Annotated in this window: 11 protein-coding genes; 7 read left to right on the forward strand and 4 right to left on the reverse strand. The window is 43.5% G+C overall.

Annotated features, from left to right (window positions below):
* The 3 genes from NST25_RS07940 to NST25_RS07950 all read left to right on the forward strand — a co-directional run bounded on the left by NST25_RS07940 (window position 1) and on the right by NST25_RS07950 (window position 3,053).
* Window positions 1–1,311 carry an extracellular solute-binding protein gene (locus tag NST25_RS07940; RefSeq protein WP_339190190.1) on the forward strand — a complete coding sequence of 437 codons (1,311 nt, stop codon included), beginning with the start codon at window positions 1–3 and terminating at the stop codon, window positions 1,309–1,311.
* 45 nt (window positions 1,312–1,356) lie between these two features.
* Window positions 1,357–2,421 carry a LacI family DNA-binding transcriptional regulator gene (locus tag NST25_RS07945; protein ID WP_339190192.1) on the forward strand — a complete coding sequence of 355 codons (1,065 nt, stop codon included), beginning with the start codon at window positions 1,357–1,359 and terminating at the stop codon, window positions 2,419–2,421.
* A 71-nt stretch (window positions 2,422–2,492) separates the two neighbouring features.
* Complete coding sequence (locus tag NST25_RS07950) at window positions 2,493–3,053, forward strand: GNAT family protein (RefSeq protein WP_339190194.1); 561 nt, start codon at window positions 2,493–2,495, stop codon at window positions 3,051–3,053.
* Window positions 3,054–3,115: 62 nt separating this feature from the next.
* Here the strand turns inward: NST25_RS07950 and NST25_RS07955 are convergent, their stop codons facing one another.
* The 4 genes from NST25_RS07955 to NST25_RS07970 form a co-directional block, all read right to left on the reverse strand.
* Window positions 3,116–4,018, reverse strand: coding sequence for a manganese catalase family protein (locus NST25_RS07955; RefSeq protein WP_036675571.1), 903 nt, complete (start codon window positions 4,016–4,018; stop codon window positions 3,116–3,118).
* Between the two features lie 492 nt (window positions 4,019–4,510).
* Window positions 4,511–5,683, reverse strand: a complete 1,173-nt coding sequence (locus tag NST25_RS07960; protein WP_340393734.1) for a glycosidase — start codon at window positions 5,681–5,683, stop codon at window positions 4,511–4,513.
* Complete coding sequence (locus NST25_RS07965; RefSeq protein ID WP_339190198.1) at window positions 5,683–6,897, reverse strand: AGE family epimerase/isomerase; 1,215 nt, start codon at window positions 6,895–6,897, stop codon at window positions 5,683–5,685. The genes NST25_RS07960 and NST25_RS07965 overlap by 1 nt, the downstream gene beginning before the upstream one ends.
* Before the next feature lie 21 nt (window positions 6,898–6,918).
* Window positions 6,919–7,869 carry a 1,4-beta-xylanase gene (locus NST25_RS07970; RefSeq protein ID WP_076308695.1) on the reverse strand — a complete coding sequence of 317 codons (951 nt, stop codon included), beginning with the start codon at window positions 7,867–7,869 and terminating at the stop codon, window positions 6,919–6,921.
* 296 nt (window positions 7,870–8,165) lie between these two features.
* Here NST25_RS07970 and NST25_RS07975 point away from each other — a divergent pair, with 296 nt between their 5' ends.
* From NST25_RS07975 to NST25_RS07990, 4 genes are all read left to right on the forward strand, one after another.
* Window positions 8,166–8,945 (forward strand): response regulator, encoded by a 780-nt coding sequence (locus NST25_RS07975; RefSeq protein ID WP_076126317.1) that lies wholly within the window; start codon window positions 8,166–8,168, stop codon window positions 8,943–8,945.
* 319 nt (window positions 8,946–9,264) lie between these two features.
* Complete coding sequence (locus tag NST25_RS07980; protein ID WP_076134055.1) at window positions 9,265–10,632, forward strand: extracellular solute-binding protein; 1,368 nt, start codon at window positions 9,265–9,267, stop codon at window positions 10,630–10,632.
* 128 nt (window positions 10,633–10,760) lie between these two features.
* The gene (locus NST25_RS07985) at window positions 10,761–11,642 is read left to right on the forward strand and encodes a sugar ABC transporter permease (protein WP_036675555.1); all 882 of its coding nucleotides are present in this window, start codon (window positions 10,761–10,763) and stop codon (window positions 11,640–11,642) included.
* Between the two features lie 3 nt (window positions 11,643–11,645).
* Window positions 11,646–12,479: a carbohydrate ABC transporter permease gene (locus tag NST25_RS07990; protein WP_076126321.1), complete on the forward strand. Its 834-nt coding sequence runs from the start codon at window positions 11,646–11,648 to the stop codon at window positions 12,477–12,479.
* Window positions 12,480–12,503 lie beyond the last annotated feature (24 nt).

The following is a 12,503-nucleotide window of genomic DNA, read 5'->3' on the forward strand; positions in this document are numbered from 1 at the left end:
TTGAAGGGGTTGAAATTAGAATGGACTATGCGGACCATACTGTTACTTCTCTTAGTGTTATTGAGTAGTAGCTGTGCCAATAACAATAAGCAGACGGAATCCACCCCGCCTCCAGTTGGAGACGAGGTGAAGTCTGACTTGTCCGGCACCATAGTCATGATGACCAATCGAATAGATCTGATTGAGAACGGAACTTTTCAAGGATACGCGGACCAATTTAAACAGAGATACCCCGAAGCCAATGTGGAATTTGAAGGTTTGTCCAATTATGCAACGGATATTCTGGTACGGCTGTCCACGAAAGATGCCGGTGATGTACTGTTGCTTCCGGTGAATCTTCCGTCAAAGGAGCTGGATTATTTTTTCGAGCCGCTGGATGAAGAAACCGCCGCTAGTGAGCGTTTCACCTCTTTTGCTACGTATAACGGGAAACGTTATGGGCTGTCCACGGGGACTACTACGGTTGGGATTGTCTATAATAAAAAGGCATTCGAAAAAGCAGGAATAGCTACTGTTCCTAAGACGCTGGATGAATTCTACGAAGCTTGTGCGAAATTAAAACAAGCGGGTATTATCCCCCTATATATGAATTATGGAGCCGTCTGGCCTTTACGTGAATGGGGAAACAGTTTGGTTAACTATATGACAGGTAATCCAGAGTATCTAAATAATATGGTAAATGAGGATAACCCGTGGCAGCTTGATAATGAGTGGGGGAAATCAATTTCCATTGCTCGAACCTTAATTGGTAAAGGCTATGTTGAAGATGAACTATTCTCGAACAATTGGGAGATATCGAAGACTAAGCTAGCTAAAGGTCAAGCAGGGATGTATTTACTTGGAAATTGGACGATTGGACAAGTCCTTGATGTGGGGGCTGCCCCGGATGATATTGGATTCTTCCCGTTTCCGTATGATAATGGCAGCGCTCATTATGCGCCGATCAATCCAGATTGGTTCATGGGGGTTAGTAAATATACCAAGAACAAAGAGCTTGCTATGGCGTGGTTGAGTTTTTTTGTGAAGGAGACTTCCTATCGAGATGATTGGGGATTCCTTCCGGCAGATGGAAGCTTGAATCCCTCTATGTCGCAGTACCGTGAGTTTTTATCTTATAAGCCTAAGCTACTCGATGCTACTGTACAAAGTGATGCGTTCATCGAGCTGGCGAATAGAGCCAAGCTGTCCTTTTGGTCCGGGGATTATATTCAGGAGTTACTGGCTGCGCCTGATTTACAAAAGGCTTTTGACGAATTAAATGCAAAATGGAAGGAAGCGCGGGCAGGAGCGTCACAAACTTCTCAGCCTTAAAGTTAGTACTACATAAATTTGATGACATTCTCTGGAGGGTTATATATGGCTAAAAAGGTCACCATGCAAAAAATCGCTGATCATCTCGGCGTATCCAAATTCGTTGTCTCCAAGTCACTTTCGGGTAAGGGCGGCGTTAATGAGACGACAAGAGAACGAGTGATTCAAGCGGCATCGCAGCTGGGTTATTTTACGCAGAAAAATGCTTTTGTCCAAGGCATAAAACGCACCCCCCCGGTAGGTGGCGGGGATCGGAATAAGCAATCCGTGCTGGTGTTAATGCCGAATATTCGTTCTCAGACGCAGGATTCCTTGTATTGGGGAAAAATTGTGGATGGTATTGCGATTGCGCTGGATCAGGAAGGGCTTGGGATGGTCATTATCTCCGAGAACCGTGCGGATAATTTCGTTAATATTTTGAATCCCAATGGAATCCTTGGTTTGATAGGTGTGGGCCAAATCTCTACTTCCTTGCTGCTTGAGGTACACCGTATTGGTTTGCCGATGGTGTTGATTGACCATGAAGATCCGCTAATTCCAAGTGATACCGTGTTTGCGAATAATGTGGATTCTATGGCTCGACTTACGAATCATTTGATGGGCACAGGCCATACCCAAATGCATTTTATCGGCAATATTGGATTCTCACGCAGTTTCCGCGACCGGTGGATTGGCTTCCGGAGTGCGCTGGAGGAGAGCGGAATAAGACTGCCTTTGGAAGATGATGCGAATCTTTTTCTGGAAGGGGTGGAGGAAGACTTATTTCAGGAGGATTTTAAAAACTGGGTGAATAAGCGTAAAAAAGTCAAAACACTCCCGACAGCCTTGGTTTGCGCTAACGACTCCACAGCCCTTTCGGTCAGTGACATCCTCAAGGAAGAAGGGTTTAATATTCCGGAGGATATCTCGGTTACTGGCTTTGATAATATTGAGGATGCCTTAAGAGGCGTTCCACCGCTTACAACTGTTCATGTTCCTAAAGAAGCGATGGGCCGAGCCGCAGTGGAGAAACTTCTGAGCCGTATTCATAATCCTTCTGCACCGCTTGAGAAAATTCTTATTGCAGCGGATATTGTACATCGTGATTCCGTGGATAAGCCGCGAGACTAGAACTATGTTGATCTAAAAAGTATATAAAAGCCATGGAATCTAGTTTTGCTTGAGTAAGGGGGAGTTTAGTTATGACAGAATCAGTTGCCATGCCAAAGATTGAAGGCGAACAGATTCAACTACGCGGTGTGCAAGCATCCGATCTGGAGGCTTATTATAATTTTTTGCTTGATGTTGAGATGGGGCAATTAACAGGATCGCAAGAAGATTTCTCCCGTGAGCAGACGGCAGCTTGGATTCGTAAGATTAGTGTTCCAGCCGAGGATCGTGTGGATCTTATGATTATAGTAAAGGACACGGGTGAACTCATTGGAGAAGTGGTACTAAATGAAATAGATCCGGACAATCGTAGTGCAAATATCCGGATCGGCATTTGTGGGCATGAACATCGGGGTAAAGGTTACGGTACTGAAGCTATGATTCAAATGCTACGATATGGCTTTGAAACTTTGAAGCTGCACCGCATCCATCTCGGCGTATATACTTTTAACCCCAGAGCCGTTCATGTCTATGAGAAGCTTGGTTTTCAACGCGACGGTGTGGAGCGGGATGCTCTTTATGTAGACGGAGAGTTTCATAACATGATTATGATGTCCATGCTTGAAGAGGAGTTCCGCAGTTTGTACAATTAAAAAAAGTGAATCTAGGGTAAGGAAGATTGTAGGTAACTTCCTCACCAGATTCACTATGAATATTAGTCTGTAATATTTCCAGCCATTTTGAGGCGTTTGGCAATTTCTTTAAAGTCTTCGGGGGAGATTCCGGGAGCGAATTCCTCTTCGACTGCCGGAGCAACGGGGATCGGAAAGCCTTTAGGGGCTCCTTGAATAACTTCAAGCGGAAGATTATCCTCTGGGTGGGTTCCCTTCCAAATCTGATCGATGGCGCCGAAGTCACTTTCACTCCAGGTGTATAGCTTGGTATGCACGCCTTTTTCTTCATATTTTTTTGCTTCACTGAATGATTTATTATTTAACGAAGGAATCGGTACGAGCTTAGTTACATTAACACCTGTTGCCACTTCGATGGCTTTGGCATAAGCGACCACGTGGACACCACCACGGACTAAAAGGAATCCGACTACAGCGCGTGCAGCTGGATGGTCAGTCATTTCGTAGACCTTCATTTTATGTGTTCTGGCTCCGCATTCGAGGAAGAAGTTATGTAGCAGATCTTCCACTAGGTTTCCGCTATTAAAGACGTTTGCACCCGTCCACGGGTTCCCCGTTGAATCAAAAGGCATAGCCCCTTGTGCACCAGCCAGAAAGTGATAGGATAGACGCGCATCTTTTGCGGACCCTAGAGGGGTGGAATCGGGCTCTTTATAACTTGTTGACCCTCGAAGACATTTGTTGATGGCATGCGAAACCAGCTCGACATGGCCAAGCTCTTCCGCTGTTATGCTCATCACCAAATCATAAAAAGGCTTCAGCTTGTCTTTTGAACGGAAATTAAAGGATTGAAAGAGGTAATTGTTAAGGGTCGACATTTCACCGAACTTTCCGCCAAGTAATTCCTGAACAGCGGCAGCAGCATTGGGATCGGGCTTCTCAACTTCAGGAATCTCAATCATGATTTCATCCATACGTTTGAACATTAATATCTCAGCCTCCTTGGAGTTAGGGGTTACTGACCTATTTTGAGCTTAATCTATAGGAATTACTCATGAATGGGCTGGAAAGTATGGATGTGCGTCATGTAAATGGCTTTTTGTGTCGAAAGGCAAACTGCAAATACTATCAAATACGCAATCAAAAACACAATCAAATACGCAAAGTAACCCGCTAACGGACACAGCAGACCCTATATGCAGTATTATCCGATATTTACAATGCTAACGGACTCCAGCGCAGCTATCGGCCTAGAAAACGCCCCAAATGGGACTCTTTTCAGGGAATAGCGCCCCTGGAGTCCGAAAACTTACTTTGAAGGCTAAATACATGTGAATAGCGTCATCTGAGTCCTTAAGTTACTCTGGATGATTGATATTCGCTTGAAGCAAACAGTGAATGATCAAAACGCAGAGCAGCGATCCTCCTAATATAGGAGAATCGCTGCTCTGTTGATTTTTAGGGTTTATGAACTTTTTTTACAATGCTAAATTACGATCAATAAGAGCAATACGTTGCTGTACACAAGCATAAGAACGAAGGGGATCCTCTGGAGTGTTCAGCACATAATCTAACATTTGGTCAACGGTAGTTGTAGCCACATGGATACGAGTGTCGGAGGAGGCGTAGTAAATATAGATTTCACCGTTATCACGTGCAATCACGCCATTACAGAACACGACATTGGAGACATCACCGACACGTTCTTCACCGTCTGGTGCGATGAAATGACCGCCAGGTGAATGAGTAACTTTGTTTGGCTCATCCAGGTCAGATAAGAAAGCATATAGCACGTATCGGAGTCCAGCAGCTGTGTTGCGTACACCATGAGCAATATGCAGCCAGCCTTTTGCAGTTTTGATTGGAGCTGGACCTTGGCCATTTTTAACTTCCTTGATGGTATGGTAGTAGCGTTCGTCCATGATAGTCTCGCTGGTAATTACGGCATCTTCAATTGTATCCGAGAGTCCCCAGCCAATACCGCCACCGGAACCTGCATCGATAAAGCCATCTTGTGGGCGAGTGTAGAAAGCGTATTTTCCATCTACAAATTCAGGGTGTAGCACGACATTACGCTGCTGAGCAGAGCCTGTTTTGAGATCCGCCAGACGTTCCCAGGTCTTCAGATCTTTGGTGCGAACAATACCACACTGTGCTACTGCGCTAGAAAGGTCACCCTGTGGGGCTTCTGGATCTTTGCGTTCTGTACAGAAGAGGCCGTAGATCCAGCCATCTTCATGGCTAACGAGGCGCATGTCGTAGACGTTGATATCAGGAACTTCTGTCTCCGGCAGCACAACTGGATGATCCCAGAAGCGGAAACCGTCCACGCCATTGTCGCTTTCTGCTACAGCGAAAAAAGATTTGCGGTCATTGCCTTCCACGCGAGCAACAAGATAGAATTTGCCATTCAGTGCAATAGCACCCGGGTTGAAGACGCCGTTGACGCCAATTCTTTCGGCAAAATAAGGGTTGGTATCTGGGTTAAAATCATAACGCCAGATTAAGGGCGCATGTTCAGCAGTTAGCAGTGGATGAGCATATCGGTCATAAATGCCGTTTCCATAAGGAAGCTTTTCGTTCTTGCGAGCGATCAGGGCTTCATAACGTTCTGTTAATTGTTGTTTGCGTTCTTGGAATAATGATGACATTAGACAGTCTCCTTTATAGTTGATTTCAGTCGTGCGATCATTTCGAAGCAGGCTCTGCTGTTATGATAAGGACATTTCCAGGCGCTAACCTTTGATCCGTGAGGCAGGGGCTGAAGGTTCTCGTCCACGCCCCAGTACCATTCACCCAGCTTGTGATCCACCATGTATTTATCGATAAAAGTCCAGGAGGCTTGGGCAGCCTCATTAAATTTGCTGTCACCAGTCAGCTGATAAGCATTATAGAATCCAACAACCGCCTCAGCTTGCGGCCACCAATCTTTATCTTTGCTCAGCAGCCCGCTTGGGTCAGCTTCATTCCATATCCCTCCATCGCTATCTATACCTTCCGCAAGAACGGCTTCTGCCATGGAGACAGCGACTGTTCGCACACGCTGCAGCAGCTGCTCTTCTCCAAGGGTTTCAGCAGCTTCCACCAGCAGCCAGCTTCCTTCGATGTCATGTCCGTAGGAGATAATATCTGATTTCACATTCCATGCTTCATCTAAGAAAAGATGAAAATGCTGGCCTTCCTGATCAATGATATGATCCAGCATCGTTTCGATTAGCTCAGTTAGCGTGCTCTTTAGTTCCTCCGACTTCCATACTCGATAGAGACCGGTATACGCTTCCAGAACATGCAGATGGGTATTCATAGATTTTTTTTCATTCATATCCTTGCTGCTGAGACTGAGGTTATCAGTGATTTGCCATTCCCGTGATAAAGCTTCGACATAACCTTTATAAATAGAATCATAGCCGTATTTCTCAACTAGCTGGAATAATTGAATCGCATCCTCTAAGACCTCTGGACGTCCGGTCGCATGGTAGAATTCAGCAAGTGCGTAGATAGCAAAGGATTGGCCATAGATCTGCTTTTTCTCTTGAGAAGGTCTGCCCTCAGCATCCACCATCCAGTATAATCCGCCATACTCTTTATCAATGAAGTGTTCCATCAGGTAGGTATAAGCACGTTCTGCCATCGCCAGATATTCCGGTTTACCGTAGATCCGGTAAGCGCTCGCAAAGGACCAAAGGATCCGGGCATTAAGCACAAGGCTTTTCTCTGCGTTAGGAGTAATGTTCAGCTGATTGTCGATTTCACCTACAAAACCGCCGTTTACTTCATCCTTCGTCTGTTTCATCCAAAAACTAAGAATATTATCCTGCAGTTCATCCTCAAGTTGGGTCAACCATAATTCTGGTGAATTAATCATTGTAATCAGTCACTCCTCACATTATTTGGTGATTTTTGAGGTGAAATATTCGTTGATGATCCCAGCGGCTTGCTTACCGTACATACAGTAATCATCATTCTGTGCTGCTTCTTCAATTGGATAAAGATGAGTAGGCCAATCCCAGAGCATAAAGCCCTGAACCCAATCTCTGTGCTCACAGCCTTGAAACATTGCCTGATAGAATTTACTTTGTTCTTCTTGACTTGGTTCGCCCTTTAAGGTCCAATCATTGGGAATCGCAGCGCTCCCGCTCCGGCTTGGGCAACCTGCTTCCATGAAAAAGAACGGCTTATTCTGTGAGCGCACTACTTGCTCAATCCGGTCCAGCTGAGCCTCCCAATCACTAGCTGGATAATACCCACTTGAAGAAATCACATCGAGCGCATCCCACCAGGTTACGTTATCCTCCTGATACTTATCGCAATTATAAGTAAGAATACCTGAGTAGACCTTCCGCACCTCGGCAATAAGCGAACGCCATTCGGCTTCGCGTCTATCCGTCTGTACAAGCTCACAGCCAATACAGAACATTTCACAGCCTGTTTCCTCAGCGATAGCGGCATAGTGCAGAATAAATTTAGTATAAGAGCTGAACCACTCAGACCATTTAGGCTCGCAAGGGACATCCTTATCAAAAAAGTTAATATGGGCACGCCAAGTTCCGTCAGCACAATTAACAATCGGCTTCAGGCATACTTTTAGCTGCAGTGACTTCGCTTTGCTGATAGCCCATTTCACTTCTTCGTCGCTAACGGTTGGAGCCTCCCAGTAGGGAATTTCCGTAGAATGAGCGGTAGCTTGAAGCGCGCTGAGCGCAATGGCCGTCCAGTTCGCTCCGGTGACAGAGGACATTAATTCCAGCGAACACTCAGCTTCTTCTGTTGTCCATGAACCACGTCTACCCGAGAAACCCCAGGTTACGCCTGCAATGTATTCGTTGTTTAACATCATCGAGAATCCTCACTTTACACACAAAAATAGAAAAATTAGCAATCTTCATTTTGTTAGATAGTTATTATTGTTTTGTTAGTTTATAATAACAACTTAATTTAGTTATATACTTTTTCGCAGATGATTTCAAGGACAATTTGTAGTTGAAGCTGGGAAATTTGAATAACTTTAGTTATAGTAAATATAAGACTATAAAAGGGCGCAATCGTACATTGACGTAATACATGGGGAGATACTATTCGTGATGATAGCGCAATCATAATAACTGGCGGATACAACTGGAGGGAATTACTCAAATGATAAATGTTATGATTGCGGACGACGAGGAAGTCATTCGCAGGGGGCTCGAAAAAATCACATCCAGAATGGAAATAGACGTACATGTAATTGGATCTTACGGCAACGGGTTGGAAGCCTGGGAACATTTAGAAAAGTTATCCCGGGAGGATATAGATCTGCTTATTACAGATATCAAAATGCCTAGAATGGATGGTTTTAAGCTGATTGAACAGGCTAGAGACCATATGGAGGATATCCCTATTGCTGTCCTTAGCGGTTTTAGTGAATTTGAATATGCCCGTCGAGCGATCCGTCATGGGGTGATGGATTATTTGCTTAAACCGATTGATAAGACTCAGCTATATGAACTGCTTAAGAGAGTAGAGGATGTAAAGAAAAAGACCGTGACGGAGCATGAGGAGATTTTCTCACAAGCTGCGGATGGTGGAGAACATTATGTAGTTGAGCAGACAAAAAGTATTCTGGAGAGAGAGTATGATCAGAACTTCGAGCTTGAACGCCTAGCGGAGATGGTGGGCATGAATGCGAGTTATCTCAGCCGTTTGTTCAAATTAAAGACGGGGCAGACGATCACAGACTATCTGATTCGGATTAGAATTTCTAAAGCAAAGGAACTGTTAATGGAGCATCCTGACCTGAAAAATTATGAAATTGCCGAGAAGGTGGGTTATAGCGATCCGGTATATTTTAATAAATTGTTCAAGAAAATGTGTGGTATGACACCTAAGGATTATAAAAGCGGCTGTAAATTCCCGAAAATTGAACGTGAGTTTTAGGCATATATAGGAAGTTATTTATTAGGAGGGCGAAAAGCTCTCTTTTTTTGTGGATATTTTTATAAATTAGATAACAAAATTGTTATAAGTAAAACAAAAATAACAAATACAAGACCAGAAAAAGCAATTGAAACCATCGTTTTGCGTCGAAAATAGATTTATAATGGGTTTGTAAGCGATATCATCACTTGTTTTCAAGAGTAATTCAGATAATCCGGTATTAATGGCTACTCTTTCAAGTTATGAGTGATGATAAAAGTTATTATTTTTGTTATTTACCTAAAACTAGAGTTGAATTGAAGAGAGGGGTCGTAACAGCATGAAAAAAGGCAAAACAATGATGGGCTTGATGGCACTAACACTTGTGGCGGGATTGTTTAGCGGTTGTTCCTCAAACAACAACACTAACAATGAAGCTGCTAAAAACACAGGAAACAATGGTTCTTCAGCAGAGGCAACTGCTCCAGCTGATGGTACAGCAGCCAAGGATATCAAAGGGGATATCACAGTCATAACGCAAAGAACAGATATTGTTGATACCGTATTCAAAGAGTATGCGGCTAAATTTAATGAGAAATATCCTGATGTAAAGGTGAACTTTGAAGCGCTCGCTACTTACGAAGATCAAATTAAAATTCGTATGAGCACTAGTGATTATGGCGACGTTCTTTTGTTACCTACTAGCATAGCTGTAAAAGATATTCCTGATTTCTTCGAACCCCTTGGCAAGCTTGAAGAAATGAGCAAACAATACACAGGGTTGGAAGAACGTGCAGTAGACGGAGTTGCCTATGGTATTCCGATGACTATCAACTTTAACGGGATTATCTATAACAAACAAGTCTTCAAAGATGCCGGAATTACAGAGGTTCCCAAAACCCCTGAACAATTCTTGACTGCTCTGCAGACTATTAAAGACAAAACACAAGCTGTTCCTCTTTACACAAATTACGCAGCAGGCTGGACATTGACACAATGGGAAGCGGATCTGGCTACAGTAGCTGGTGACCGTGATTATGTGAACATTGCTCAAGTGGCTAGCGACGACAACTATGTAGCGGGTCAACCACACTATGAATTGTACAAAATTCTGTACGATGCAGCACAAAAAGGTTTGATTGAAGAAGATCCAACTACAACAGACTGGGAATCTTCCAAAGCTGATCTGGCCAACGGAAAAATTGGGACTATGGTGCTTGGATCTTGGGCAATTGGGCAAATCAAAGGCCTGGCTACAAATCCAGACGATGTTGGATTTATGCCTTTCCCAACCAATGCGGATAAAATCCTTGTGCCGCTTGCTGGGGACTACAATCTGGGTGTCAGCGTGCACAGTAAAAACAAAGAAGCTGCTAGAGCTTGGGTGGATTGGTTCATCAACGAATCTAACTATCCTACAACTGAAGGCGGCGGTATGAGCCCGGCTATCGGTGCAGAGCTTCCAGAAATCCTGAAACAATATGAAGGTACAGATGTAACCTTTGATACTCTTGCTCCTGCTAAAGCTGGTGAAGAAGGCTGGTCTGATGAAATCGACAAACAAGCTGAGATCGGTGCTTGGCAGCCAGACTTCAAGAAACGGATTATTGAAGCAGCGATTGGCAACAGAAAAGAATCCTATGATGACATCATGAAAGACCTGAACGACAAGTGGAAAGCCGCTCGCGCTAAAGTCACAGCACAGTAACAACTATAAGCTTCTTAGATGCTATAGGCGGTAGTGAATGTGGGAGGGGATATGCTAACAAGCATTTCCCCCTTCACATTTAAACGAGTCTTAAATAAATGAGGATGCTTTTTCTGGAGGTGTATCGGGTGTTTAAGTTTTCAAATTTGAGCTATAAAAATCAAAGAATCGCTATCATCATCTTATTCTCATTAGTGCCGATATTGTTGCTGCTCACATTCGCTTATTATCCAGTCATCAGTATGTTTCGGTACAGCTTCACCAGTTGGAATGGATTGAGCAAAAATATGGAATATGTCGGTTTAGAAAACTACAAGACCATTTTTACGAAACCTGAGTATTTTTCTGTGTTTAAGGTCAGTTTGTATTATTTCTTTACCACCTTTATTCAGATGGCACTTGCCTTGTATTTTGCAACCATCTTGAGCTTTAGTGTTCGCATGAAAAACTTGTTTAAAGGGATTTTGTTCTTCCCGACCTTGCTAAACGGTGTAGCAATCGGTTTTATCTTCCTGTTCTTTTTCAAACCAGATGGAACGTTAGATACGATTCTCAATCTGATTGGGCTTGGCAGTCTGCAGCAGAAGTGGCTTCTAAATCCTAATTTGATTAACTTCTCGCTCGCAGGTGCGTCACTGTGGAGATACATGGGAATGAACTTCCTGATTTTCCTCGGAGCTATTTCTTCTATTGGTAAGGATATCTATGAGGCCGCTGAAATTGACGGTGCAAACAGATGGCATCAGTTTATGCATATTATTTTGCCAAGCATTAAACGTATTCTGCAATTGAACTTGATTCTTGCGGTTAGTGGCGCCATTGGGGTATTCGAAATTCCATACGTCATGACAGGCGGATCTAACGGAAGTAGTACATTCGTAATTCAGACGGTCGATGTAGCTTTCAAATACAGCAAGGTTGGTTTGGCATCGGCGATGGCCGTGGTATTGCTGGGTATTGTTATCATCGTTACTATTTTGCAGCGCGTTCTGATCAAGGAGGAGAAATAAACTATGCATTCTGTAAAATATACCACTGCTAGTATATTCAAATATCTCACCTTGATTTTGGGAGCACTTGTAGCTTTGATACCTATCGTGGTCGTGTTTTTCGCTTCATTAAAAACCGGAGCCGAATATGCTTCTACCGGACCGTTAACACTGCCAGAGAATTGGTTGAATTTCTCCAACTACACTAAGGCTTTTGTAGACGGAAAAATGCTGCTCGGTTTTAAAAATACTGTCATTATCGTTGTGATTTCTATTGCGGGTGCTACGTTGACGGGTTCGATGATGGCTTATATTTTATCGCGCTTCAAATTTAAAGGCAGTAAGATCCTAATTAGTATGTTCCTGATTGCCACCCTGATTCCAGGTGTAACTACACAAGTAGCTACTTTCCAAATCATCAATCACTTGGGATTATTTAATACCAGATGGGCACCAATCGTTATGTACTTGGGCACGGATATTATCGCTGTTTATATCTTCATGCAGTTTTTGGACTCGATCTCCGAGTCACTGGATGAATCCGCGATGCTGGACGGAGCTTCGTATTGGACAATTTATTGGAGAATTATTTTGCCACTGTTGAAGCCGGCGATTGTAACTGTAGTGATCGTGAAGGGTGTTAATATTTATAACGATTTTTACACCCCTTTCCTTTATATGCCGAAAACAGATCTGCAAACGATCTCCACAGCACTCTTTAAGTTTAAAGGTCCATATGGATCGCAGTGGGAAGTAATATGTGCGGCGATTATGATCGCAATTATACCGACATTGGTTGTGTTTACCGCCTTGCAAAAATATATCTACAATGGTTTTTCACAAGGTTCTGTAAAGTGAGCTCGACAGTAAATTTAATAACAG

Source organism: Paenibacillus sp. FSL E2-0190, from assembly GCF_037992965.1.
In the GTDB taxonomy this organism is placed as follows: Bacteria; Bacillota; Bacilli; order Paenibacillales; family Paenibacillaceae; genus Paenibacillus_AQ; species Paenibacillus_AQ odorifer.